Here is a 25,993-nt window from a genome sequence, read left to right as displayed (position 1 = left end):
GCCTTGCGGGAGAGATGGACATGGCAACAGGACAGGCAGAATCCGCGCGCGCCAAAGCGGCGAAACCCGCGCGCACGCGCAGCGCGCCGCGCAAGGAGGCCAAGCCGCGGCGCGCACCCGCCCGCATGGGCGACAGGCTGTTCGACGCGCGGCCTGACCGGCTGGATTTTCGCGACCTGCGCTACGCGCCACCGCTGCGCTCGCTGGAAGCCCACTACCCGCCCACGCGCTTCCTGGCCGAGGTGGTGCCCGCTTACACCCGTGCCGGTCTCGTGCTGGACCAGGGCACACAGGGCGCCTGCACGGGCTTCGGCCTGGCGGCGGTGGTGAACTACCTGCTCTGGATACGGCGCTTCGACCAGGAGCCCGATGCCGAGGTGGTGCGCGTCAGCCCGCACATGCTGTATGAGCTGGCTCGTCGCTACGACGAATGGGATGGCGAGGACTACGAGGGCTCCTCGTGCCGGGGCGCCCTCAAGGGTTTCCACAAGCACGGCGTATGTCAGGACCGCTATTGGCGCAAGGACCGGCGCGGCGCCAAGTCGGACGTGGCGTGGGAGCTCGATGCGTTGAAGCATCCGCTGGGGGTGTACTACCGTGTGGACAGGCGCTCCGTGGTGGAGATGCAGGCCGCCATCGGCGAGATCGGTGCCATCTATGTGTCGGCCCGCGTGCACGATGGCTGGGACCAAGTGCCACGCACCGCCAAGCTGCCCGCCTCGCACGACGAGGCGCACCTGCCCACCATTCCCGCGCCCAGCAAGGGTTCCGCGCTGGGCGGTCATGCCTTTGCGCTGGTGGGTTACAACGACCGGGGCTTCATCGTTCAGAACTCCTGGGGTGACGGCTGGGGCGCCGGGGGATTCGCGGTGTTGCCGTATGCCGACTGGGTGGCCAATGGCACCGATGCCTGGGCGGTGGCGTTGGGTGTGCCCCAGAGCCACACCATGTCGCTCGAACGCCTGGCCGGTCTGCGCTGGCCAGGGCGGGGTGGCCGGGCGCTGGGCTTTGTCGCGCGCGACGTGAAGAACAGCGACAACCCGCCCGATGATCCTTGGCCGATCGACCGCGAGTTCCTGCACAAGCCCTACCAGCCCTGGTCCACCGCCCAGGCGTTCGAGCACACCCTGGTCACGGGCAACAACGGCCACGTGATCGTGACCGACCTCGCCGCGGGCGTCGATGGGCGCGAAGCCGATTTCGTGCAGGCCCAAGTGGACCGCGCGCTGGCTTTCTTCCAGTCGCGCAAGGACGCTCGTCTCATGGTCTACGCGCATGGCGGCCTCAACAGCCAGGACGATTCGATCGACCGCATCCGCGTGCTCGCGCCCTACTTCGAGGCCAATGGCATCTACCCCTTCTTCCTGACCTGGCGCACGGGTCCCGTGGAGACCTTGACCGGTCTGCTGTCCGACAAGATTCGTGCGCTGTTCGGCCTGGACGAGGATGCCCGGGCCATGGGCCTGTTCGACATGCTGGGCGAGGCGCGCGACCGCAGCGTCGAAGCCGTGGCCAGCAAGACGGTCAAGAGCCTGTGGTCCGAGATGCGCCAGAACGCCCGCCTTGCTGCCAACCCGGGGCGCGGCAGCGCGTTGCTGGCGGCATCGCTGGCGCGCCTGCAGAGCGCCTTGGGCAGTGGCAAGCCGCTCGAGTTGCATTTCGTCGGGCATTCGGCCGGCTCCATCGTGCTGGGGCATCTGCTGGACCGCCTTGCCGCGCAGCGGGTGCGGGTGGCCAGTTGTTCCCTGTACGCGCCCGCCTGCACGGTGGCGTTCGCCATCGAGAAGTTTCTCAAGGCCAGCCCGGCCGTGTTCGACATCGGCAGCCTGCACCTGCACTACCTCACCGACAAGCAGGAGAAAGACGATGACATGGTCCGGCTGGGCCCCATTACGCTGTACGGCAAGTCCCTGCTGTACCTGGTGAGCCGCGCGCTGGACGACGAGCGCAAGATGCCGCTGCTGGGCATGGAGCGGGCGCACGATCCGGCCTTCTTCACCGAGGACCAGTGGGCGGAGAAGCAACTGGTGCACCTGCAGACCTGGCGAAGCCAGTTTCCCGCGGCCAACCTGCACCCCATGCCCGCGCCGTACATCCGCGTCAACCGCGAGGGCAAGACCGCCCAGGCCACGCACGGCTGCTTCGACAACAGCGTCGACGTGATCACCGAGACGATCGAGCGCATGACCGGAGCGCCGCTGCCGCATCCCATCGAGTGGCTGGACTATTGAGGCACGCTCAATGGCGGGGACCCTCCCGCGCTGAACCTGCGGGACACACCCGGCAGGGGCAGCGCGTACACTGCGCAGCGGTCATTCCTTTCCGCTCTGTCTTCGTTGCCCATGCCTGCGCGCAAGTCCTCTTCCAGTCCATTGCAGATCACACCCGTGCAGGCGCGGCGCACGTTCGAGGTGGTGGTGCACCACATCCGCGAGCAGCTCGCCAGTGGCGCGCTCAAGCCGGGGGACAAGCTGCCGTCCGAAAAAGACCTGGCTGAGCAACTCGGCGTGGGGCGCAACGCGGTGCGCGAGGCGTTGCGCAACCTGGAGAACGCCGGGCTGATCGAAATGGGCCTGGGCGTGAAAGGAGGAGCTTTCATCCGGGAGGCGGACCCAGGCCAGGTCACGCAGCTCATGCGCGACATGGTGCACACGGGGTCGCTCTCGGTCGATGACCTCACCGAGCTGCGCATCCACCTCATGGATGTGGTGGTGCGCCTGGCCTGCGAGCGGGCCACCGAGGCGGACTTCGCGGCACTCAAGGACATCGTCGAGAAGACCGCATCCACCGTGTCGGACCCGAGCTACGACCTGCGGCTGACCTATTCGCTGCAGTTCTACCGCATTCTCGCGGGCGCTACGCGCAACCGGGCCATCACCATGGTGGTGGAGTCGCTCAGCGATGCGGTGGGCCGCCTGCTCGGTCCCACCTATTTTTCTCCGGTGGAACTCGCGGCCGCGCGCTGGCGTTTCTACGAGCACTTCGTGCGCCGCGATGCCGACGCTGCCAGCCGCGAGCTTCGCTCCCTGCTGGAGGCGCTGCGCGACCTGGCCAAGCGGCTGGAAGCCGGCCAGGCCGTGCCGTCGTCGGCCTGAGGCGATGCGGCGGCGCGCTCCCTCCGGCAACAGGTCGTCGGCCGCCACGTCCGCCGACGCCACGGACCCTTTTCACGACTGGAATGAGCGCGCGGCGGTGCGCGGCATGCCGTCGCTGACCGACTTCGTCCTGGATGCCCGTGGCGACGAGTTGTCGGGTGTGCGCTGGTTGGCCTTCGGTGCCGCGGACGAACTGCTGTCGCACCCCGCGCTGGGCGATCTCGACCTGCAGACGCGCAACCGGCTGGGTGCGGCGCGCCTGGTGCACTTTCTCGACGACATGGCGCTCACCGAACACCGTATCGTCAATGTCGCGGCGCAGCGCATCGCGGAAAACCGGCTGCGCGGTCACGATGTGCCAGAGCCCCTGGCACTCGATGCGCTCAAGCTCTACACCGATGAGGGCTACCACGCCTACTTCACCGCGCTGGCCGTCGGCCGGATCCGCGAGGCCTTCGGACTGGCGGCGTACGAAGGGCCGAGCCAAAAGATCACCGGGATCGAAGCGCTGGTGGCCGAGGTGCCTGCGCCACGGCGTGACATGGCCTGGTTTCTGGTGGGCTTCGTCGGGGAGACCATGGTCACCAAGGCCATTGTCGATGCCATGCGCAGCACCGCGCATTCCGCGTTGCAACGCCTGTTGCTGGCGCATCTGGAGGACGAGTGGGTGCATGCGCGCTACTTCGCCCACCTGTTCTCTCGCGTGTGGCCGACGCTGGCGGCGCAAGAGCGCGCTGACCTTGGCGAACTGCTGCCTCGCATCATGGGGGCCTTCCATGTCCGCGACCCGGAGCGCATCGCGCACACCCTGACCGACGCCGGCGTCCCGGCATCCGCCCGGAAGACGGTGCTGGCGAGGCAGGCGCCGGAAGAGGGGCAGTTCGCCCGCGCGCGGCATATGGGGGCCAACACGCTGCAGGTGATGGCGCGCTGCGGCGTCTTCCGCGACGAGGCGGTGCGCGGGGCCTTCGTTCGCGCAGGCCTGATCGACCGGGATGGGAACCTCCAGGGAAAGTCTGCGTAGCCGCTTCGGCGGGTCGATGCAGTGAACTAGGGTTTACACCAATGTAGGGATATTTCTGCGGCTTCAAAATAGTGGGACCTTTTAAAGGTCGGACAGTTAAAAGCACTTGGAGACGCCGTGAGACTTCAGAACAAACGGGCCGTGGTGACGGCCGCCGCATCGGGTATGGGCCAGGCTGGCGCCGAAATCTTTGCGCGCGAGGGCGCGGCGGTGGTCGCCATCGACGTGGATGGCGCGCGCCTGCGCCAGGTGGTGGACGGCATCAAGGCCGCGGGCGGCAAAGCCCATGCCATCGAGATCGACCTGCTGGATGCGGACAACTGCCGCCAATCCCTGGAAGAGGCGGTTCGCCTGCTGGGTGGCCTGGACGTGCTCTGGGCGCATGTGGGCATGCCCGGCCTGCGCGAGGTGGAGAACCTGGACGTGGCGGCCTACGCGGAGGCGATGGACCTGAACGTGCGTTCCGGCCTGCTGGCGGCGGGCGCGGCCATTCCGCACATGCGTGCCGCCGGTGGCGGCTCCATCATGTTCACCGCCTCCACCGCTGGCCTGGTGGGAGCTTCGGTGAGCCCGGTGTATTCGGCCGCCAAGTTCGGCGTCGTCGGCATGGCCAAGTCGCTCGCGCTGCGTTGCGCGCCAGACCGCATCCGCGTCAACGCCATCTGCCCCGGCCCCATCGACACGCCGATGTTCCCCAAGTTCTTCGACCCCAAGGCCAGCGCGGAAGCCGCCGCCAAGGCGCAGGCGGCCGTGCTGGCCGCCATTCCGCTGGGCCGCATCGGGCAGCCGCAGGAGGTGGCGAACGCCGCACTGTGGCTCGCTTCGGATGAAGCGTCCTTCGTGACCGGCGTGGCCCTGCCGGTGGACGGCGGGTTCACCGCGCGCTGACGTACGCGCGGCCTCGCCTGCGCCCTGTCGGGCGTTGTCGGCCGCGCCATTGCCCCATGGAATATTTCATCGTTGCCTTGCTCAACGGCGTGAGCTACGGCTTGCTGCTGTTCATGCTGTCTTCCGGCCTCACGCTGATCTTCAGCATGATGGGTGTGCTCAATTTCGCGCACGCCAGCTTCTACATGCTGGGCGCCTACTTCGCGTACGCCATCAGCACCCACCTCGGGTTCTGGACCGGGCTCATCGTGGCGCCGCTGCTGGTGGGGCTGGTTGGTGCGCTCGTCGAACGCCACGGCCTGCGCGTGGTGCACCGCCACGGTCACATCGCCGAGCTGCTCTTCACCTTTGGCCTGGCCTACATGATCGTGGAGATTGTTCAGGTGATCTGGGGCCGTGCAACCCAGCCGTATGGCGTGCCACCCGAGCTGGACCGTCCGCTGTTCACCCTGTTCTCGACCACCTTTCCGGCCTACCGGGGGTTCATGATGCTGGTGGCCCTGTTGATGCTGCTGGCCATCTACCTGGTGTTGAAGAAAACGCGCATCGGCCTGGTGATCCAGGCGGCACTGACCCACCCTGAATCGGTGGAGGCCCTGGGCCACAACGTCCCGCGCGTGTTCACGCTGGTGTTCGGCGGCGGCGCGGCGCTCGCCGGGCTGGCGGGGGTGATCGGCGGCAACGCCTTTGTGACCGAGCCGTCCATGGCCGCGGCCGTGGGCAGCATCATCTTCGTGGTGGTGGTCATCGGCGGCCTGGGTTCGCTGCTGGGCGCGCTACTGGCCTCCTTGCTGATCGGCGTGGTGCAGACCTTCGCGGTGTCCATGGACTATTCGCTGCTCACGCTGACCGCGGGTTGGGGACTCAGCCTCGACGAGAACGGACCGCTGCAGGACCTGTTCAAGCTCACCGTGGCGCAGGTCGCACCCATCCTGCCCTATGTGCTGCTCATCCTGGTGCTGGTGTTCCGGCCGCGCGGGCTGCTGGGCACGCGGGAGACCTGAACCATGCAGCCATCCGAATCCGTCTGGAAGCGCGTGCTTCCCTGGGCCCTGGTCGCTCTGGTGGTGGTGTTCGCGCCACTGGTGTTCAACAGCTCGGCCTCGGTCTATTTCCTCTCGACCATGGGCACGCTCATCCTGTTCTGCCTGTCCTACAACATGCTGCTGGGGCAGGGGGGCATGCTCTCCTTCGGCCATGCGGTGTACTCCGGGCTGGGCGCGCATTTCGCGGTTCACGCCATGAACATGGCGGCCGATGGCAGCGGCCTGTATGTGCCGGTCTACCTGATCCCGCTGGTGGGCGGCATCGCCGGCATGTGCTTCGGTGCGCTGTTCGGGCTGATCATGACCAAGAAGGCCGGCATGACCTTCGCCATGATCACGCTGGGCATTGGTGAACTGGTGTTCGCGCTTTCGCACATGTTCCCGCGCTTCTTCGGTGGCGAAGGCGGCCTGTCCACCAACCGCAGCTATGGCGAACCCTTGCTGGGGTTGTCCTTCGGGCCGCAGATCCAGGTGTACTACCTCATTGCCTTCTGGCTCGCGCTCAGCACCCTGGTCATGTACGCGTTCACCCAGACGCCGCTGGGCCGCATTGCCAACGCGGTGCGCGACAACCCGGAGCGCGCCGAGTTCATCGGCTACGACACGCGCCGCGTGCGCTACATCGTGCTGGTCGCCGCGACCTTCTTCGCGGGGGTTTCCGGCGGCCTGTCGGCGATCAACTTCGAGGTCATCAGCGCCGAAAGCCTGAGCGCGCAGCGCTCGGCCGACGCGCTCATCCTCACCTTCATCGGCGGCACGGCGAGCTTCGCCGGCCCCATCGTGGGTGCGGTGGTGGGCGGCTTCCTGATGCACAAGCTCTCCGACTTCACCGGTGCCTGGCAGTTCTACATCGGCGCGTTCTTCGTGCTGTTCGTGATGTTCGCGCCCGCCGGTCTCACGGGGGTGCTGTCGGCCAACTGGCGCGTGATTCGCCATGGCCGCTTCGGCCGCGTGGCCCGCGAGTGGAGCACGGTGGTGTTCGCGGCCACCCTGATCGCGCTGGGCTCGGTGGTGCTGGTGGAACTGGCCTATATCCACGCGTTCGGCACCAGCAAGGCCGCCGCCGCCCGGTTGCTGGACGGACTGGGCGACAACGGCATGGCCATTGGCACCGGCGTGGGCGTGCTGCTTATCGCCATTGGCGGCGTGTGGCTGCGCGCGCGCAAGGCCGCATTCGTGCGGGCCTGGGATGCGGTGAATGCCGACATCGATGCGCAGGCCCTAGGAGGAGGAAAGACACCATGAGCGCAGCGACCACGCCTGCCATCGAACTGCGCGACGTGCGCAAGCGCTTCGGTGCCACCGAGATCATCCGCGGCGCCAACCTGGTCGTGCCCGCCGGCGAGCGGTTCGCCATCATCGGGCCCAATGGCGCGGGCAAGACCACGCTGTTCAACCTGATCTCGGGTCGCTTCGGCATGAGCTCGGGTGACATCCTGCTCAAGGGCCGTTCCATCGCCGGCCTCAAGCCGTTTGAGATCAACCGTGCCGGGCTGTCCCGCAGCTTCCAGATCACCAACATCTTCCATCGCCTCAGCGTGTATGAGAACCTGCGTTGTGCCGTGATGTGGTCGCTGGGTTACCGCTATTCCTTCTGGCAGCGCCTGGCGGGTCTGCGCGACGTGCGCGAGCGTGCCGAGGCCATCCTGCTGCAGACCGGCCTGCAGGCCAAGCGCGACGTGGCGGCCGGCCTGCTGCCTTATGCGGAGCAGCGTGCGCTGGAGATCGGCGTGACGGTGGCGGGCGGGGCGGACGTGATCCTGCTGGACGAGCCCACCGCGGGCATGAGCCGTTCGGAGTCCGACGCGGCGGTGGACCTGATCCGCCGCATGACCGAAGGCAAGACCCTGCTGATGGTCGAGCACGACATGGGCGTGGTGTTTGGCCTGGCCGACAAGATCGCGGTGGTGGTGTACGGCGAGGTGGTCGCCTGTGACACGCCCGAACGCATCCGTTCCAACGCGGCGGTGCAGGAGGCCTACCTCGGCACGCTGGCGCACGAGGAGGCTACTGCATGAGCGCGGCGCCGATGCTTGAGATGCACGACGTGCACGCCTACTACGGCAAGAGCCACGTCCTGCACGGCCTGAACCTGCACGTGGGGCAGGGCGAGATCGTCAGCCTGCTGGGCCGCAACGGCGTGGGCCGGTCCACCGCGGTGAAGGCGGCGATGGGGCAGGTGCAGGCCAGCGGCTCCATCCGGTTCAAGGGCGAGCAGATTCTGGGCCTCAAGGCCTTCCAGATCGCCCACAAGGGGTTGGGCTATGTGCCCGAGAGCCGCGATGTCTATCCCACGCTCACCGTGGAGCAGAACCTGATCCTGGGCGAGAAGAAGGGCCGCGCCTCGCGCTGGTCCATGGACGACATGTACGGTCTCTTCCCACGCCTGAAAGAACGCCGCCATACGCCCGCCGGCGTGCTGTCCGGTGGTGAACAGCAGATGCTCACGCTGTGCCGCACCCTGATGGGCGACCCGGACCTCATCATGATCGACGAGCCCACCGAAGGCCTTGCGCCCAAGATCGTCGAACAGGTCGGCGCCTATCTCTCGGAACTGCGTCGCCGGGGCATCTCGGTGCTGCTGGTCGAGCAGAAGCTGGCCATCGCCATGCAGATTTCCCAACGCGTCTATGTCATGGGGCATGGCGCCATCGTCTTCGAGGGCACGCCCTCGGACCTCCAGCACAACAGCCAGATCCGCAAGGAGTGGCTGGAGGTGTGACGACGCTTCCCTGGCTGCGCCCATCCACCTTTCTAGGAGACACCATGAAAACCATCCAACGCACCGCCGCTTTCGTGGCTGCTTCCCTGGCTTGCGGCCTGGCCTGGGCCGACGTCGTCAAGATCGCTCACATCGATCCCTTCTCCGGACCGGCCGCCGCCATTGTGGAGAACGCCAACAAGACCCTGCGCCTGGTGGTGGACATCGCCAACAAGGAGAACTGGGCATCCGGACACACCTTCGAGGTGGTGAACTTCGATGGCAAGGGCAGCCCGCAGGAGTCCTTGCAGCAGCTCAAGAGCGCGGCCGACCAGGGCATCCGCTACATCGCGCATGCGCACAGCTCGGCGGTGGCCGCCGCGTTGATCGACGCCATCAACCGCCACAACGAGCGCAACCCGGGCAAGGAGCTGATCTACCTGGACGTCACCAACGGTGCGCCGGAACTGACCAACGAGAAATGCAGCTTCTGGCACTTCCGCTTCGACTCCCACCAGGACATGAAGACCCAGGGCCTGGTGAGCTACATGGCCACGCTGCCGGACCTGAAAAAGGTCTACCTGATCAACCAGAACTACTCCACCGGCCAGCAGACCAGCGCGGGCGTGAAGGCGGTGCTCAAGCAGAAGCGGCCGGACATCGAGATCGTGGGTGACGATCTGCACCCCATGCTGGCGGTGAAGGACTTCGCGCCCTACGTGGCCAAGATCAAGGCTTCGGGTGCGCAGGCCGTGGTGACCGCCAACTGGAGCGCGGACCTCACGCTGCTGATCAAGGCCGCCAAGGACGCCAGCCTGAAGGTGCCGTTCTTCACCTACAACGCGGCCACCACGGGTGTGCCGACCGCGCTGGCCTCGGCCAACGCGGACGACGTCAAGCTCATCACCTACTGGAACCCCAACGACTACACCGACCGCAGCAAGAGCCTGATCGAGCCCTTCCGCGCCAAGTACAACGACGACTTCGTGGTGCTGCCTTACTACAGCACCATCAAGCTGCTGTCGGGCGCCATGGCCAAGGCCAAGACCACCGAACCGGTGGCGGTGGCCAAGGCGCTGGAGGGCCTGAAGGTCATGAGCATGAACGGCGAGATCGAGATGCGCAAACTCGACCACCAGATCCAGCAGTCCCAGGTGGTGTCGAGCTGGACCAAAGCCGATGGCAAGACGGTCAAGTACGACCTGGAGAAAACCGGCTACGGGTGGAAGACGCTGCAGAAGCTGGAGCCCTATGTGTCGTCCCTGCCCACCTCGTGCCAGATGAAGCGTCCTGGCTGATCACCCACTTGACAGGAGATATCCCATGGGAAGCATTCAGACAAATTTCACCCCTCCCGCCTTTCTCGACGGCAAGGCCAAGCTGCTGCTGATCGATGGCAAGCTGGTGCCGTCGGTATCAGGCAAGACGTTCAAGACCTACAACCCGAGCACGGGCAAGGTTCTGGCCGAAGTGGCCGAAGCCGGTCGGGAAGACATCGACCGCGCGGTGGCGGCTGCGCGGCGCGCCTTCGAAGAAGGCCCGTGGAGCCGCTTCAAGCCCTTTGACCGCCAGGCCGTGCTGCTGCGCCTGGCCGATCTGGTGGAGAAGCACTTCGACGAACTGTGCCTGATCGACACCCTGGACATGGGTGGCCCCATCGCCCGCACCTCGGCCGCGCGGCGCCGCGGCGTGGCGCTGCTGCGCTACTACGCGGGCCTGGCCACGGCCACGCACGGCCACACCATCGACAACTCGGTGGACGGCGACATCTTCTCCTACACCCTCAAGGAGCCGGTGGGGGTGGTGGCGGCCATCAACCCCTGGAACGGCCCGCTGGGTCTGGCCATCTGGAAGATCGCTCCGGTGCTGGCCACGGGCTGCACCATGGTGCTCAAGCCCGCCGAGCAGGCACCGCTGTCGCCGCTGCGCCTGGGAGAGCTGTGCCTGGAGGCGGGCGTGCCCGCTGGCGTGGTCAACATCGTCACCGGCTTCGGGGAAGCAGGCGCTGCGCTCTCCGCGCACCCCGGGGTGGACAAGATCGCCTTCACCGGCTCCACCGAAGTGGGGCAGCACATCGTGCGCGCCTCGGCGGGCAACATGAAGCGCGTCTCGGTCGAACTCGGTGGCAAGTCACCCAACATCGTCTTCGCCGACGCCGACCTGGACCAGGCGGTGCCGGGGGCGGCGATGGCGGTGTTCAACAACTCCGGGCAGATCTGCAGCGCGGGCACGCGCCTGTTCGTGCAGCGCAGCATCCACGACGAATTCGTGCAGCGCGTGGCGGCCTTTGCCAAGACGCTGCGCGTGGGCGACCCGCTGGACCCGCAGACGCAACTCGGTCCGCTGGTGAGCGACACGCAGTTGGAGCGGGTGACGGGCTACCTGGCCAGTGGCAAGGCCGAGGGGGCGCAGGCGCTCTCGGGCGGTCAGCGCATCACCGAGGGGGCGCTGGCCGATGGGTACTTCGTGGCGCCGACGATTTTCGCCAACGTGACCGACAGCATGGCGATCGCGCGCGAGGAGATCTTCGGGCCGGTGATCTCGGCGATGCCGTTCGACAGCATCGAGGAGGTGATCCGGCGGGGCAACGACACGCCCTACGGGTTGGGTGCTGGGGTGTGGACGAGGGACATCGGCAATGCGCAGAGGGTCTCGCGCGGTTTGCGCACGGGCTCGGTGTGGGTGAACTGCTACCAGGCCATGGACCCGGCGGTGCCGTTCGGGGGCTACAAGATGAGCGGCTACGGGCGCGAGTCCGGCACCGAGCACATGGAGGAGTACCTCCAGACCAAGGCCGTATGGGTCAAGAACCCACCTGAGAAACGCTGAACACGGCAACGCCATGACCACCTCCAGCACTGGGTTTGACTTCATCATCGTGGGCGCCGGCGCGGCCGGCTGCGTGCTTGCCAACCGCCTTTCGGAAGATCCGGCGGTGCGTGTGGCGCTGGTTGAAGCGGGCCCCTCCGACATGCGCTTTCCGGTGAACCTCAAGACCACGGTGCCCATCGGCAACGTGTTCCTGTTGCCGCACGAGCGCTACAACTGGCAGTTCGCCTTCCAGGGAGGGGTGGGTGTCAACGGGCGCGAGGTGCCTTGTCCGCGCGGCCGCCTGTTCGGTGGCTGCACCTCGGTCAATGGCACCGTCTATATCCGTGGACACAAGCTGGACTACGACGAGTGGGCCGCGCTGGGGAACCCCGGCTGGCGCTACGACGACGTGCTGCCCTTCTACCTGCGCCATGAGAACCGCGCCGCCGGCGCCTCGCGTTGGCACGGGCAGGGTGGTGAGCTGGACGTGCAGCGCCTGCGGCACACGAACCCGCTCTCGCACGCCTTCGTGCAGGCCGCGCAGCAGGCGGGCCATGCGCACAATGACGACTTCAACGGCGCGCAGCAGGATGGCTTTGGCCTGTTCGATCTCAATCAGCGCGATGGCCGCCGCCTCAGCAGTTCACGGGCCTTCCTGCACCCGGTGATCCACCGTCCCAATCTCACGGTGTTCGCCGACACGCTGGTCGAGCGCATCCGCCTGCGCGGTGGCCGTGCCGTGGGTCTCACTGTGCGCCATCAGGGCCAGCGCAAAGACCTGGATGCCCAGAGCGAGGTGATCCTGAGCGCGGGGGCGGTCGGCTCGCCGCAGTTGCTCATGCTCTCCGGCATCGGTGCCGCGCAGGGTCTGCGACAGCACGGGGTGCAGGTGCTGCACGAATTGCCTGGCGTGGGCGCCAACCTGCAGGACCATCCCACGGTGTCGGTGGCGCTGGCCAATCCGGGCGCGGAGTCCTATGCGCTGACCTGGCGCGTGGCGCCGCGCGTGGCCCTGGCGCCGTTCCAGTACCTCTTTGGCCGCACCGGCATGCTCTCGTCCAACGCGGCGGAGGCCGGTGGGTTCTTCCGTTCGCTGCCCGAGCTGGACCGGCCCGACGTGCAGTACACCTTCATGGTGGGCATGAAGGAAAGCGCTCGCACCATGCCGCGCCGGCACGGGGTGATGCTGCACGTGGCCCTGCTGCGGCCGCGCACGCGCGGGCAGGTGTCGCTGGCGTCTGCCGACCCAACGGCCAAGCCGGTGCTGGACGCGCGGTTCCTCGAAGACCGCGAGGACGCGCGCACCCTGGTGCGCGGCTTCAAGGAAGCCCGCCGCATCCTGTCCATGCCGGCCATGGCGAAGTACCTGGGTGACGAGCTGCTGCCCGGGGCCGCCACGGTGGGCGACGACCGCATCGAGACCTATGTGCGCCAGGCCACGGCCACCACCTACCACCCGGTGGGCACCTGCAAGATGGGGCCGGCGAGCGACGCGATGGCGGTGGTGGACGCCCAGCTGCGCGTGCACGGCCTCGAAGGCCTGCGCGTGGCCGACGCCTCCATCATGCCCAACATCATCGGCGGCAACACCGCCGCGCCTTCCATGATGATCGGCGAACGCGCGGCGCACTTCATGCTGAACCCCGCCATGGCCGCAGTGGCCACGGCGGGCGAGCTCACGGCTGCAGCGTGAAGCCTTCGTAGCCCTTGAACGCGACGTCCGCGCACTTCATGCGGTAGACGCCGTGGCCGCCCACATAGGGCAGGAAAACGCGCGGCTTGCCCGGTATGTTGGCGCCGGTGTACCAGGAGTTGGCGCGCGGGAAGAGCGTGGTGTCCGCGACGTCGTTGACGTGGCGGACCCACGCCTCCTCGTAGTCGGTTCGGGCCTCCATGCGGCGAATGCCCTTCTGGCCCAGGTAGCGCAGGCAGTCGGAGATCCACTCGATGTGCTGTTCGATGGAGGTGATCATGTTGGTCAGCACCGAGGGGCTGCCCGGGCCGGTCACCATGAACAGGTTGGGGTAGCCCGCGGTCATGAGGCCAAGGTAGGTCTTGGGACCCTGGGCCCATTTCTCGGCCAGCGAGGGCCCGCCATCGACCCGGATATCGATGTTGAGGATGGCGCCGGTGACCGCGTCGTAGCCGGTGGCGAACACGATGGCGTCGAGTTCGTACTCTTTCTCGGTGGTGCGCAGGCCGCGCGGCGTGATCTGCTCGATCGGGTGCTCGCGCACGTTGACCAGCAGCACGTTGTCGCGGTTGTAGGTCTCGTAGTAGTCGGTGTCCACGCAGATGCGCTTGGTGCCGATGGCGTGGTCGGTGGGCGTGAGCAGCGCGGCCACGGCCGGGTCCTTGACCTTTGCGCGGATCTTGTTGCGCACGAACTCGGCCATGGTCTGGTTGGCCTTCTCGTTGGAGAGAATGTCCTTGTAGATGCGGGTGAAGCCGGGGCCGCCGTGCAGCCAGCCTGCCTCGTAGACCTTCTGGCGTTCTTCGTCGCTCACCTCCAGCGCGCCCTTGTCCGGCGTCGGGTGGTTGGCGATGCCCGCCGAGGAATAGCGGGCCTTCTCGCGGCGCGCGGCGTAGTAGGCCTTGAACCAGGCCTCGTAGTCTTCGGGCATGGCCTTGTTCCAGGCCGGCAGGCTGAAGTTGGCGGTGCGCTGGAACACCGTCACATGCCGGGCCTGCTCGGCGATGCGCGGTATGGCCTGGATGCCGGAAGAGCCGGTGCCGATGACGCCCACCCGCATGCCGCTGAAGTCCACCCCCTCGTGCGGCCAGGTGCCGGTGTGGTAGAGCTTGCCCTGGAAGCTGTCGCGGCCAGGGAAGTCGGGCATGCGCGGCAGCGAGAGGCAGCCTCCGGCGACGACGAAGAAACGCGCGGTGACGCTCTCGCCCTTGTCGGTCTGGACGGTCCAGGTGCTGTGCGCGGAATCGAAGGCGGCGCGGGTCACGCGGGTGCCGAAGGTGATCGCATCGCGCAGGCCGAAGCGGTCGGCGACGTGGTTGGCGTAGCGCAGGATTTCCGGCTGCGGCGCGTAGCGCTCGCTCCAGCGCCATTCCTGCTGCAGTTCCTCGCTGAAGGAATAGGAGTACTCCATGCTCTCCACGTCGCAGCGCGCACCGGGGTAGCGGTTCCAGTACCAGGTGCCGCCCACGCCGTCGCCGGCTTCGAAGGCCCGCACCTTCAGGCCCTGCTGGCGCAGTTTGTGGATGGCATAGAGTCCGCCGAAGCCGGCGCCGACGATGACAACGTCCAGCGCGGGCGCCGGATGCTCGGATGCGTTCACGGAAAGGGTCTCCTTGGTTGGGGTGGCAGACGGTTTCTGGCTCCGCGGTCAGACCACCATGGGGACGGCCGCGCCATCCATGGAGATGGACACCCCCGAGACGTAGCCCGCGCGCGGCGAGGCGAGGAACACCACCACATCGGCGATGTCTTCCGGGCGGGCCAGCCGGCCCAGGGGCGCGCGCGATTCGGCCTGGCGCAGCGCCTCCGCTTCGGGGATCTGGCGCTGGCGCGCGTCGGCCGCGATGCCGGCGGCAGCGCGGTCGGTGAGGGTGAGGGCCGGGTTCACGGCGTTCACACGCACGCCCTTGGGACCGTACGCGGCGGCCAGTCCGGCGGTGGCAAGCATGAGCGCGGCGTTGGCCGAGCCGCCGGCCAGGTGGTGCACGGTGGCCACCTTGCCGCCCATGCCCACCACATTGACCACGGCGCCCCGACCGCGCTCGGCCATGCGCTTGATCAGCGGATCGGTGACGTGGATGTAGCTGAAGAACTTGGCCTGCATGGCCGCCTGCCAGGCCGCCGGACTCAGTTCGGCGAACGGGGTGAGCCGGGCCGCACCCGCGGAGTTCACCAGCACGTCCACCGGGCCGCCGGCCTGTTCCACCGAGTCCACCATCGCACTGGCGGCCTGCGCGTCGCTCAGGTCGGCGGCGTGCGTGGCCACGGTCTGGCCGGTCTCCTTGTGCAGCGTCTCCCGTGCCGTCTGCAGGTGGGTGGTGTCGCGCCCCACGATGCTCACGCGGGCGCCCTCCCGCAGGAAGCCCAATGCGCAGGCCAGGCCGATGCCGCGGCTGCCCCCCGTGATCAGCACATGTTGTCCTGTCAGCTTCAGGTCCATGGCATCTCCTGTTTTGGTTGATGTTGAAATGGTCTTACCAGTAGAATTCTACGACCTTTAGCCGCGCCGACAGGCGCGCGACCCAGGAGACATCCGTGAGCGAGAACAGCACCCCATCCTCTCCCGTCCGGCTGGACGCCATCGTGGTGGGGGCCGGTTTCGCCGGCATCTACCAGCTCTACAGCCTGCGCCGCATCGGCCTGTCGGCCCGCGTGCTGGAGGCCGGCGACGGCGTGGGCGGCACCTGGTACTGGAACCGCTACCCCGGTGCGCGCTGCGACGTGGAGAGCCTGGACTACTCCTATTCCTTCAGCGAGGAACTGCAGCAGGAATGGGACTGGACCGAGCGCTACGCGCCGCAGCCGGAGATCCTGCGCTACATCAACCACGTGGTCGACCGCTTCGACCTGCGGCGCGACATCCAGCTCAACGCCCGCGTGACCTCCGCCGTCTACGACGAGGTGTCCGGTCTGTGGACCGTGACCACCGGGGCGGGTGAGCGGTTCGTCGCTCCCTACTGCATCATGGCCACCGGCTGCCTGTCGATCCCGCAGGCGCCGCAGTTTCCGGGCCTGGAGCGTTTCCAGGGTGAATGGCACCACAGCGCCAACTGGCCGCTGGACGGGGTGAACTTCGCCGGCAAACGCGTGGGTCTCATCGGCACGGGGTCGAGCGGCGTGCAGATGACGCCGGAGATCGCGGCGCGCGCGGCGCACCTCACGGTGTTCCAGCGCACCGCCAACTACAGCGTGCCTGCGCAGAACGAGCCCATCACCGCAGAGCAACTGAAAGAGGTCAAGGCCCACTACGGTGCGCGCCGAGCCCGCGCGCTGGAAACGCACACCGGCCACTTCCTGATCGCCAACGACAAGTCGGCCATGGAGGTGAACGACGAGGAGCGCCGCAAGGAGTTCGAGTTCCGCTGGCGGGGCGCGGGCGGTGGTTTCCGCATGCTGCGTGCCTTCAACGACCTCATGGTCAACAAGCAGTCCAACGAGAAGGCCGCGGACTTCGTGCGCGGCAAGATCCGCGAAACGGTCAAGGACCCCGCCACGGCCGAGCTGCTGTGCCCCAAGGACGACCTTCCCTTCGGCACCAAGCGCCTGTGCGTCGACTCGGACTACTACCAGACCTTCAACCGCCCGAACGTGTCCCTGGTCGACGTCAAGGCCGACCCGCTGGTGGAGGCCACGCCCACGGGGTTGCGCACCCGCTCGGGCAAGGACTATCCGCTGGACATGATCGTGTTCGCCACCGGCTTCGACGCCATGACCGGGGCCCTCAAGTCGATCGACGTGCGTGGCGTGGGCGGCGTGTCGCTGCGCGACAAGTGGGAACACGGTCCACGCACCTACCTGGGCCTCGCGGTGGCGGGCTTTCCCAACATGTTCATCCTGGCCGGCCCCGGCAGCCCTTCGGTGCTGAGCAACATGGTGCACTCCATCGAACTGCATGTGGACTGGCTCACGCAGTGCCTGCAGGACGCCCGCACCCAGGGCGTGCAGCGCATCGAAGCCTTGCAGTCGGCCGAGGACGAGTGGGTGAGGCACGTCAATGAGGTGGCTGACCGCACGCTCTACCCGACGGCCAACTCCTGGTACATGGGCTCCAACATGCCCGGCAAGCCGCGGGTGTTCATGCCGTATGTGGCCGGGGTTCCGGCGTACCGGAAGATCGTCACCGAGGTGGCCGCGCAGGGGTACCGGGGGTTCGAGTTGGCCTGATGTTTGGGGGTGGTTGGTGTGGTTCTGGTTTGCAGACCCCAACAACCCAACCATCAGGGAATAGGGTGAACAGGCCCTAGACCGCCACCCCCCGCCCGGAGGCCGCTGCCTCATGCACCGCCAGCGCCGTGCGCAAGGTTCGCAACCCATCGCGGCCCGAGCACAGCGGCTGCTCGCGTCCTTCCGCCACCGCCCGGACGTGGCGCAGTTGCTCGATGTAAGGGTCCTGCCGGTGCAGCATGTTGCGTTGCAGGGTCAGGGGTTCGTGCCAGCCGCGCTGGCCGTCAAAGCGCCAGACGTTGAGGCGGGGCAGGGTGAGCGAGCCTTCGGTGCCGCTGAGGAAATGGGTGTCCACCGACACCTGGGCGTAGTGCGCTGCCTCGCCGGCCGCGAGGTCCCAGTTCCAGGGTGTCACCGCGGCATCGGAGACCGCGAGCGTGCCGAGCGCGCCGTTGGCGAAGCGCAGCAGCACCGCGGCGGTGTCCTCGACCTCGTAGCCGCGAACGGCGCTGGAGGTGATGGCCTGCACGCTGTCGATCTCGCCGACGAGGAAGCGCAGCAGATCCAGGTCGTGGATCAGGTTGATCAGCACCGGCCCGCCCCCCTTCTCGCGGCGCCAGGCGAGTTCGAAATAGCTGTCCGGCTTGAGCCAGGTGGCCATGCCGTTGACGCTGACGGGCCGGCCCAGAACGCCTTCGTTCACCAGCGCGCGGGCGCGCTGGATGATGGGGTTGTGTCGGCGCTGGTGGCCGACCATGATGGGAACGCCCGCGCGCTCGCCGGCCTGGCAGAGGCGCTCTGCGTTTTCCACGGTGTCGGCCACGGGCTTTTCCATCAGCACCGGCAGGCCGCGCTCGATGCAGTGGATGCCCACGTCGGCGTGCGTGTGGTTGGGCGTGGCCACGATGGCGGCGCGCGCGGGAGATTTCTCCAACAGCTCGCGGTGGTCGGCGAACCAGGCCAGGCCCAGGCTCTCGGCCAGCGTGCGCGCGGCCGGGGTGGGGTCGGCGATGGCGGCAACGGACACGTCGGGGTGGCGGAGCATGCGCTCGATGTGCATGCGGCCAATGGCGCCCGCGCCAATGACGGCGACGGGCATGCGGGCGGCGGATGGGGTCATGGCGGAGCAGGTGGATCGAGAAGTAGGGGGGTGGAAAGGATGGGTATGGGGGCGATGGTATCCTAAGGTCCAACCAAACATGGGGTCTGACCCGTCCGCATCCGACACGCCGTCTCGGCGTTCGCCGCGCGACCCGCCCCGACAGCCAGAAAAGGTTCAATGTGAGCAGCAGCAGTGATGTGAAGACGGTGCGCAAGACGGTCGACCTGGTCGTCGTGGGGGCTGGGTCTGGTGGCATGACGGCCGCCCTGATGGCGACCTTGGCCGGCCTGGACGTGCTGCTGTGCGAGGGCACCGAGCAGGTGGGCGGCACCACGGCCACCGCGGCAGGTACGGTCTGGCTGCCCAACAACACGCCCTCCAAGGCCGCGGGCTTTGAAGACAGCCTGGAAGACGCCATGCGCTACCTGGACGGGCTGGTGCCTTCGGGCGAACTGCGGCGTTTGCGCGAGGTGTATCTGGCCAGCGGTCCGCGCATCGTCGACGAGATCGTGCGGCGCAGCCAGGTGAAGTTCATGGCGGCGGGCAAGCACCCGGACTATGTGGACATTCCCGGCTCGCGCGTGGCGGGGCGCGCCCTGGCGCCGCTGCCGTACGACGGGCGGCTGCTAGGGCGCGACTTCCACCGGATCCGGCCGCCGATGAAAGAGTTCATGGTGCTGGGCGGCATGATGGTCGGCAAGGCGGACATCGGGCATCTGCTCAACCGCTTCAAGTCGTGGGCCAGTTTCAAGTACAGCGCCGGCCTGGTGCTGCGCTACCTGACGGACCGGTTGCGCCATGCGCGCGGCACCCGGCTGGTGATGGGCAACGCACTGGTCGCGCGGCTCTTTGCCAGCCTGCGCGACGCCGGCACCGCCATCGAATTCGGTGCGCAGCTCGATGAATTGCGGCGCGATGGCGGTGGCCGTGTGACCGGCGCCTGCTTCATGCTGGGCAGCGGTGAGCGCCTGGAGGTGGAGGCGCGGCGCGGCGTGGTGCTGGCCGCCGGTGGCATCGGGCGCAACCCCGCGTTGCGCAAGCAGTGGATGGCCCAGGGTCACGACCGCTGGCCCTCGCTGATCTTCGAGGGCAACCAGGGCGGTGGCGTGCGCGCGGCGGTGCAGGCCGGTGCGGCGGTGGACCGAGCGGCACATGGCGAGGGCGTGCTCTGGCAGCCGGTTTCCGTGACGCCCGATGGTCAGGGCGGCACCGGGCTGTTTCCACATCTGTTCCTGGACCGCGCCAAGCCGGGCCTGATCGCCGTGGACAGCGCGGGCCGCCGCTTCACCAACGAAGGCGCTTCCTACCATTACTTCTGCAGCGACATGGTCAAACGCCATGCGACGACCCCCTGCATACCGGCCTGGCTGGTCTGTGACGCCGCCTTCGTGCGCAAGTACGGCCTGGGCCTGATCCACCCCGGCACCACCGACCTGCGCCTGCACCTCAAGAGCGGCTACCTGCACAGCGCGGACACGCTGGAGGCGCTGGCGCGCGACATCGGCGTGGACGCGCAGGGCCTGCGCGACAGCGTTGAGCGCAACAACGGCTTCGCGCGCACGGGCGTGGACACCGACTTTGGCAAGGGCTCCACCGAGGTGAGCCGTTTCAACGGCGATCCGGACCACCAGCCCAATCCTTGCCTGGGGCCGATTGCCCAGGCACCCTTCTGCGCCATGGCTGTGTGGCCGGGGGATGCGGCGGCCGATGCGGGTCTGGCCACCGACGAGGACGGTCGGGTCCTCGACACCGAAGGCGCGCCGATCCCCGGGCTCTACGCCTGTGGCAACGACAGCGCATCGCTCATGCGCGGCACCTATCCCGGGCCGGGCGCGACCATCGGCCCGGCGATGGTGTTCGGCTACCGCGCCGCCATGCATGCCGCGCAGCAGCCCATGAACTGAGACCGTGTGCGGCGCTACCATGCGCGTTGATCTCTCAACTTTACGGAAAACAACATGACTTCTGCAGTTCAATCTGTCGCTCTGGTTGCCGGCGCCAGCGGTATCGTGGGCACCGGTGTGGCTCAGCGCCTCGTGGCCGATGGCTGGCGCGTGCTGTGCGCCTCGCGTTCGGGCGGAGGCCAGATCGCCGGCACCGAAGGGCTCGCGCTGGACCTGATGGACCCCAAGGCCTGTCGCGATGCGCTGGCCCGTCACCCTGAGATCACGCACCTCTTCTTTGCCGCCTACCAGCCCGCGCCCAGCCGCGCCGCCGAGGTGGCGCCCAACCTGGCCATGCTCCGGAACCTGGTGGAAGCGGCCAGCGCGGTGCTGCCGGCGCTCAGCAAGGTGGTGCTGACCACCGGTGCCAAGTTCTACGGCATCCAGTGGGGGCAGAGCAAGACGCCCTGCCGCGAGACCGACCCGCGCCAGTTGCCGCCCAACTTCTACTACGACCAGGAAGATTTCCTGCGCGAAGCGCAGCAGGGCCAGAAGTGGTCTTGGGTGAACCTCATTCCGCCTTTCGTCTCCGGTTTCGCGGTGGGCAACCCCATGAACCTGGTGATGGGCGTGGGCATCTACGCCGCGGTGTGCAAGGAGATGGGCTTGCCGTTGCGCTTCCCCGGCAGCCAGGGGGCGTACGACGCCGTGCACCAGATCGCCGACGCCCACGTGATCGGTGGCGCCGCTTGCTGGGCGGCGCATTCGGATGCCGCCTCGAACCAGGCTTTCAACGTCACCAATGGCGACCCGGCGCGCTGGCGCAACAACTGGCCGGTGATTGCCGATGCGCTGGGCATGGCCTGGGCCGATACCAAGACCATGCCCCTGGCCGACGTGATGCCCGACCAGCAGGCGCTCTGGGACCGCATCACCCAGCGCCATGGCCTGCGCGAGATTGCCATCAACCGCATCGTCAACTGGGCCTGGGTGGACTACATGCTGCGCATGTCGCACGACGTGCTGCTGGAAACCAACAAGATCCGCCGCGCCGGCTTCCACGAATGCGTGGACACCGATGCGGTGTTCGTGCAGCGCTTGCGTGAGCTGCAGCAACACAAGATTCTGCCGACCTGACCGAGACCGGCACGGAGACACCCGCATGACCCACCCACGCCACCGGCGCACCGCCGACCTCACCCTGGGCTTTCTCACGCTGGGCGTGAATGCCGAACCGCTGGACGTGATCGACGCGGCGGCGCAGGCCGGCTTTGGCGCGGCGGGTCCGCGTGTCAGCGGACGCTACCCGGGCGATGCCTGGCCCTCGGTGGACGGCCGCGCCGATGCGTTCGACGAGATTCGCCGCACCGCGGCCGCGCGTGGCGTGCGCATATCCAGTGTCAGCGGCTACTACATCTCACCCCAGGTCACGCTGGACCACATGCTGGCCAACGTGAACGCGGCGCGCGCCGTGGGCGCGCCCATGATCCTGCAGGGCTGCTTCGACGGCGATGCCGCGCGCGTCACCGCGCTGGTGCGCGACTACGCCGCCGCGGCCCGTGAGGCGGGCGTGCGCATCGCGCTGGAGTTCATGCCGATGAGCGAGCTCAAGACCCTGGCGCAGACGCAGGACATCATCGCCGCCAGCGGTGCCGGGAATGTCGGTGTGCTCATCGACGCGCTGCACCTGGCACGCTCCGGTGCCAGCGCCCGCGACGTGGCCGCGCTCGATCCAGCGTCGATCTACCTGACCCAGCTGTGCGATGCGCCCGCGACGCTGGCCGAAGGTGACACGCTGTTCAACGAAGCGATGGCGGGCCGACGCCTGCTGGGCGATGGCGGCCTGGACCTCGTGGGCCTGGTGCAGGCACTGCCACCCCAGGCCGAGCTGGAACTGGAGACACCGGCCGTGCAGCATGCCGCGCTGGCACCGGTGCCGCGCGCGCGCCATGCGGCCGAGGCGGCGCAGCGCTTCTTCGACCGGCATTTCCAGGGCTTGTCCGACCCGGTTGCACAGGGAAAAACCGGGTGAACAGGCCCTTTGCTCAGGGGTAGAGACCGAGCGCGCGGGCCTTGAGCGTGGCCAGCGCGACCAGCAGGTCCAGCGTGGGTGTGGCCACCCCGTGTTCGCGCGCCAGGCGCAGTGGCGCCAGGAACATGCTCTCCAGTTCCATGCGGCGCCCCTCGGCGGCATCCTGCGCGATGCTCGGCACGTGGGACGACTGGCGCACGAAGGCCATCTGCGCGCCGAAGTCCATGCTCATGCTGCAGCCCTCGGCCAAGGCGATGGCGGTCACCTCTGCCTGGATGCGCAGGCGCGCGTCGATCAGAACCTGTTCGGCAAAGAGCTCTTTCATCGGTACCGGCGCCAGCACACCCATGGGGCCGGAGGCCAGGTTCTGCGCCAGCTTGGCCCAGATCGCGCCGCGGATGGCGGCCGTCGCCTCCACCGGGAAGCCGGCATCGCGCAGCACGGCGGCCGTCGTGCGAAGACGTTCGGTGTCCTGGCCGGAGGGTTCCCCGAGCGTGAGCGGCCGGTTGCCGCCCCGGACTTCGATCACCCCGGGCGCCACCACCGTGCAGGCACTGGAGGTGACGCCGCCGATCACGCGCTCGGGACCTATGGCCTGCCACAGCCGGTCGCGCGGATCCAGCGCGGGCAGGCGCCGGCCCTCGCGCAACCCTCCCTCCGCATGGTGGTACCACCAGGGTATGCCGTTCTGCAGGAACACCACGGGCGTCCGCACGCCCAGCAACGGGGCCATCGCGTCGGCGGCATCCGCCAGCGCATGAGATTTCAGCGTCACGAGCACGAGATCCTGCGGGCCGAGCTCGCGCGCGTCGTCGCTGGCCTGCACGCTGGCTTGCAGCTCACCGTGGTCGGTGCGCAGCGTGAGGCCGGCCTGCCGCACCGCCGCCAGCGTGGCACCCCGCACCACGACGCTCACCTCGGCACCGGCCCGGGCGAGCAGGGCAGCGAAGTGCCCGCCGGTAGCACCCGCTCCAAAGACCGCGATCTTCATGGCGGCGTCACCTTCTGCTCCGGGTCATGGGTTTCCGCGTTCTCGCGGTCCGCATGGAGTGCTATCAGTTTGTTGAGCAGCAGCATCAGCTGCTTGCGCTCTGCGCGCGGCAGGGGTTCCAGCACGGCCTCGCGCGTATCGCGCGCGGCGATGCTGGCCTCGGCCAGCACCCGCTCGCCTTCCTGCGTGAGGAACAGCATGCGGGTGCGCCGGTCGGTGGGGTGCGGCTGACGAACGATCAGCGCCTTCGCCTCCAGGCGGTCGAGTACGCCGGTGAGCGTGGCTTTGTCGAACTTGATGATGGCCGACAGCCGGGTGGCATCCACTCCGGGGTGTTCGTGAATACCCACCAGCGACGCGAACTGCACCGTGGTGAGGTTGTGTGGAGTGAGTTGCTCGGTGGCGATGGACACCGAGATCTGGAACGCCCGGCGGAACAGGTAGCCGGGTGCCTGTCGAAGGTCTTTGATCGAGAGTGTGGCCATGGGCGCAGTGTAGGGGCAGTGCACGGGCAGGTTCCAACGCCACTTGGCAGATTTTATTTGAACAGATATAGTTCGTATGCAAACAACATGATTGAAGCGGCGCACCACGCGCCAACAGAAGGAGACCTGCATGCGTACCGATATATGTGAGCGCCTCGGCTGCGAGGCGCCCGTGTTTGCCTTTTCCCATTGCCGCGACGTCGTGGTGGAAGCCACCCGGGCCGGCGGTTTTGGCGTGCTGGGAGCGGTGAGCTTCTCGCCCGAGCAGCTCGAGCGCGAGCTCAAGTGGATCGACGAGCACGTCGATGGAAAGCCTTATGGCGTTGACGTGCTGATTCCCGCCAACTACGACAAGGCGGCCGAAGCGGCCGAGCAACCCGTGCAGGACCTGCTGCCCGACGAGCAGCGCCGGTTCATGGAAGACCTGCTGGCGCGCGAAGGCGTACCACCGCTGAGCGCGGACGATGCGCAGGTCGCACGCGAAGAGCTGATTGGCCGCGGACGCAATTCCACGCCGGCGGGTGCTCGCAAGCTGATCGACGTGGCGCTGCGGCACCCGCAGGTGAAGCTGATCGTGAGTGCGCTGGGCACGCCGTCGCGCGCGCTGGTGGATGAGCTGCATGCGCGCGGCATTCTGGTGGGCTCGCTCTGCGGAAAACCCGAGCACGCGGTGGACCAGCGCGATGCGGGCGTGGACCTCATCGTTGCGCAGGGCACGGAGGCGGGCGGCCACACAGGGCAGATTTCCACCATGGTGCTGGTGCCGCAGGTGGTGGACCTGGTGTCGCCCCAGGTCGCGGTGCTGGCCGCCGGCGGCATCAGCCGCGGCCGCCAGATCGCCGCGGCCTTCGCGCTGGGTGCGCAGGGCGTCTGGATGGGCACGGTCTGGCTGGGCACGCGTGAGAGCGAACTCACACCCATGGAGAAGGACGTGCTGTTCAAGGCGCGCACCGAGGATGCGGTGCAGCGCAAGTACCAGACCGGCAAGACGGTGCGCATGATCCGCAGCAAGGCCTCCGAAGCCTGGGAAAAGCCCGGCGCTCCCAAGCACCTGCCGCCGCCGCTGCAGAACGTGCTCTACCACAGCGCGCGCATCCGCATCGAGAAGGCGCGGCGCGCCGACCTCTGCTCCTTTCCCGCGGGTCAGGTGGTGGGCACCCTGCGCGAGGAGACCTCGGTGCGCCAGGTCATGGCGGACCTGATGAACGAATACGCCGAGACGGCCGAGCGGCTGTCTCCCCTGATCAACCTCTGATACCTCAACCGGACACACCGCATGAGCCAGATCACGCACAAAGAGTTTTGCACCGTCGAACGCGACGGCCATCTCACCATCGTCACCATCAACCGGCCCGATGTGATGAACTCCACCCACTTCGAAGCCGACCAGGAGTTGCATGAAGTCTGGAACGAATTCGCTGCCGACGATGAGCAGTGGGTGGGCATCATCACCGGCGCGGGCGACAAGGCTTTCAGCACCGGTAACGACCTGAAGGTGCATGCGCAGCGAGGCGTGCGCCACTTCCCGCCCACCGGCTTTGCCGGGCTGACGACGCGGTTCGACCTGGACAAGCCGGTGATCGCGGCCGTCAACGGCATCGCCATGGGCGGAGGGTTTGAACTCGCGCTGGCCTGCGACCTGGTGATCGCGGCGGAGAACGCATTCTTTGCGCTCTCTGAGCCGCGCGTGGGCCTGGCGGCGCTGGCCGGCGGTGTGCAGTACCTGCCGCGCGCCATTGGTTTGCCGCGTGCCATGGGCATCCTGCTTACGGGTCGGCGCGTGCCCGCGGCGGAGGCCTTTGACCTGGGTTTCGTGACCGCGCTGGCACCGGCCGGCGGTGCGATGGCCGAGGCCCGCAAGTGGGCCGACCAGATGCTGGAGTGCTCGCCGCTGTCGCTGCGTGCCACCAAGGAAGTGGCGCGCAAGACCATGCTGGGCGATGACTTCGAGACCAAGCTGATGGCCGCCCGCGAGTTTCCCGCCGCGCAGCGCTTGCGGAGCAGTGAGGACTACAAGGAGGGGCCGCGCGCCTTTGCCGAGAAACGCAAGCCACAGTGGAAGAACCGTTGAGGGGGCG

22 protein-coding genes are annotated in these 25,993 nt (G+C 67.7%); 17 read left to right on the top strand and 5 right to left on the bottom strand.

The genetic code is table 11. The features are described from left to right. Positions 1 to 20: 20 nt before the first annotated feature. From KIT53_RS11670 to KIT53_RS11620, 11 genes are all read left to right on the top strand, one after another. A complete protein-coding gene (locus tag KIT53_RS11670; RefSeq protein ID WP_297752480.1) occupies positions 21 to 2,231 on the top strand; it encodes a C1 family peptidase in 2,211 nt (736 codons plus the stop codon). A gap of 111 nt (positions 2,232 to 2,342) precedes the next feature. Then, entirely contained in the window at positions 2,343 to 3,095 is a 753-nt protein-coding gene (locus KIT53_RS11665) for a GntR family transcriptional regulator (RefSeq protein ID WP_297752477.1), read from the top strand. Between the two features lie 106 nt (positions 3,096 to 3,201). Beyond that, a complete protein-coding gene (locus KIT53_RS11660) occupies positions 3,202 to 4,119 on the top strand; it encodes a diiron oxygenase (RefSeq protein ID WP_297752474.1) in 918 nt (305 codons plus the stop codon). A 117-nt stretch (positions 4,120 to 4,236) separates the two neighbouring features. Next, positions 4,237 to 5,007, top strand: a complete 771-nt coding sequence (locus KIT53_RS11655) for an SDR family oxidoreductase (protein ID WP_297752471.1) — start codon at positions 4,237 to 4,239, stop codon at positions 5,005 to 5,007. Between the two features lie 56 nt (positions 5,008 to 5,063). After that, on the top strand, positions 5,064 to 6,011 hold the full coding sequence (locus KIT53_RS11650; RefSeq protein WP_297752468.1) for a branched-chain amino acid ABC transporter permease: 948 nt from the start codon (positions 5,064 to 5,066) through the stop codon (positions 6,009 to 6,011). 3 nt (positions 6,012 to 6,014) lie between these two features. After that, positions 6,015 to 7,298 (top strand): branched-chain amino acid ABC transporter permease, encoded by a 1,284-nt coding sequence (locus tag KIT53_RS11645; protein ID WP_297752465.1) that lies wholly within the window; start codon positions 6,015 to 6,017, stop codon positions 7,296 to 7,298. Continuing rightward, complete coding sequence (locus KIT53_RS11640) at positions 7,295 to 8,071, top strand: ABC transporter ATP-binding protein (RefSeq protein WP_297752461.1); 777 nt, start codon at positions 7,295 to 7,297, stop codon at positions 8,069 to 8,071. Before KIT53_RS11645 ends, KIT53_RS11640 begins: the two co-directional genes overlap by 4 nt. A gap of 11 nt (positions 8,072 to 8,082) precedes the next feature. Next, the gene (locus tag KIT53_RS11635; RefSeq protein WP_297752603.1) at positions 8,083 to 8,775 is read left to right on the top strand and encodes an ABC transporter ATP-binding protein; all 693 of its coding nucleotides are present in this window, start codon (positions 8,083 to 8,085) and stop codon (positions 8,773 to 8,775) included. A gap of 44 nt (positions 8,776 to 8,819) precedes the next feature. Then, positions 8,820 to 10,052: a branched-chain amino acid ABC transporter substrate-binding protein gene (locus KIT53_RS11630; RefSeq protein ID WP_297752458.1), complete on the top strand. Its 1,233-nt coding sequence runs from the start codon at positions 8,820 to 8,822 to the stop codon at positions 10,050 to 10,052. Positions 10,053 to 10,077: 25 nt separating this feature from the next. Next, positions 10,078 to 11,583, top strand: coding sequence for an aldehyde dehydrogenase family protein (locus KIT53_RS11625; protein WP_297752455.1), 1,506 nt, complete (start codon positions 10,078 to 10,080; stop codon positions 11,581 to 11,583). A 13-nt stretch (positions 11,584 to 11,596) separates the two neighbouring features. Beyond that, entirely contained in the window at positions 11,597 to 13,258 is a 1,662-nt protein-coding gene (locus KIT53_RS11620) for a GMC family oxidoreductase N-terminal domain-containing protein (protein ID WP_297752452.1), read from the top strand. On the opposite strand, the gene KIT53_RS11615 is transcribed toward KIT53_RS11620, so the two are convergent. Next, positions 13,242 to 14,858, bottom strand: a complete 1,617-nt coding sequence (locus tag KIT53_RS11615; protein WP_297752450.1) for an NAD(P)/FAD-dependent oxidoreductase — start codon at positions 14,856 to 14,858, stop codon at positions 13,242 to 13,244. The genes KIT53_RS11620 and KIT53_RS11615 overlap by 17 nt on opposite strands. Before the next feature lie 48 nt (positions 14,859 to 14,906). Then, positions 14,907 to 15,698: an SDR family oxidoreductase gene (locus KIT53_RS11610; protein WP_297752448.1), complete on the bottom strand. Its 792-nt coding sequence runs from the start codon at positions 15,696 to 15,698 to the stop codon at positions 14,907 to 14,909. Between the two features lie 95 nt (positions 15,699 to 15,793). Here KIT53_RS11610 and KIT53_RS11605 point away from each other — a divergent pair, with 95 nt between their 5' ends. Continuing rightward, positions 15,794 to 17,422, top strand: a complete 1,629-nt coding sequence (locus KIT53_RS11605; RefSeq protein ID WP_297752445.1) for an NAD(P)/FAD-dependent oxidoreductase — start codon at positions 15,794 to 15,796, stop codon at positions 17,420 to 17,422. Positions 17,423 to 17,498: 76 nt separating this feature from the next. On the opposite strand, the gene KIT53_RS11600 is transcribed toward KIT53_RS11605, so the two are convergent. Then, positions 17,499 to 18,542 (bottom strand): Gfo/Idh/MocA family oxidoreductase, encoded by a 1,044-nt coding sequence (locus KIT53_RS11600; protein ID WP_297752442.1) that lies wholly within the window; start codon positions 18,540 to 18,542, stop codon positions 17,499 to 17,501. A gap of 161 nt (positions 18,543 to 18,703) precedes the next feature. Here KIT53_RS11600 and KIT53_RS11595 point away from each other — a divergent pair, with 161 nt between their 5' ends. The 3 genes from KIT53_RS11595 to KIT53_RS11585 are packed head-to-tail and all read left to right on the top strand — an operon-like array spanning position 18,704 to position 22,439. Beyond that, a complete protein-coding gene (locus tag KIT53_RS11595) occupies positions 18,704 to 20,428 on the top strand; it encodes an FAD-dependent oxidoreductase (RefSeq protein ID WP_297752439.1) in 1,725 nt (574 codons plus the stop codon). A gap of 54 nt (positions 20,429 to 20,482) precedes the next feature. After that, positions 20,483 to 21,544 (top strand): SDR family oxidoreductase, encoded by a 1,062-nt coding sequence (locus KIT53_RS11590; RefSeq protein WP_297752436.1) that lies wholly within the window; start codon positions 20,483 to 20,485, stop codon positions 21,542 to 21,544. Positions 21,545 to 21,569: 25 nt separating this feature from the next. Further along, positions 21,570 to 22,439 carry a TIM barrel protein gene (locus KIT53_RS11585; RefSeq protein WP_297752432.1) on the top strand — a complete coding sequence of 290 codons (870 nt, stop codon included), beginning with the start codon at positions 21,570 to 21,572 and terminating at the stop codon, positions 22,437 to 22,439. A 13-nt stretch (positions 22,440 to 22,452) separates the two neighbouring features. Here KIT53_RS11585 and KIT53_RS11580 read toward each other — a convergent pair whose 3' ends face one another. Then, positions 22,453 to 23,430: a 2-dehydropantoate 2-reductase gene (locus tag KIT53_RS11580; RefSeq protein ID WP_297752429.1), complete on the bottom strand. Its 978-nt coding sequence runs from the start codon at positions 23,428 to 23,430 to the stop codon at positions 22,453 to 22,455. Then, positions 23,427 to 23,915, bottom strand: coding sequence for a MarR family transcriptional regulator (locus KIT53_RS11575; protein ID WP_297752426.1), 489 nt, complete (start codon positions 23,913 to 23,915; stop codon positions 23,427 to 23,429). The genes KIT53_RS11580 and KIT53_RS11575 overlap by 4 nt, the downstream gene beginning before the upstream one ends. A gap of 130 nt (positions 23,916 to 24,045) precedes the next feature. On the opposite strand from KIT53_RS11575, the gene KIT53_RS11570 reads away from it, so the two are divergent. Continuing rightward, positions 24,046 to 25,170: a nitronate monooxygenase gene (locus KIT53_RS11570; RefSeq protein WP_297752423.1), complete on the top strand. Its 1,125-nt coding sequence runs from the start codon at positions 24,046 to 24,048 to the stop codon at positions 25,168 to 25,170. 21 nt (positions 25,171 to 25,191) lie between these two features. Further along, complete coding sequence (locus tag KIT53_RS11565; protein WP_297752420.1) at positions 25,192 to 25,986, top strand: enoyl-CoA hydratase-related protein; 795 nt, start codon at positions 25,192 to 25,194, stop codon at positions 25,984 to 25,986. Positions 25,987 to 25,993: the final 7 nt, after the last annotated feature.

The organism is Hydrogenophaga sp. (assembly GCF_026125785.1).
GTDB lineage: Bacteria > Pseudomonadota > Gammaproteobacteria > Burkholderiales > Burkholderiaceae_C > Hydrogenophaga.
This window is presented reverse-complemented; position numbering and strand designations above follow the sequence as displayed.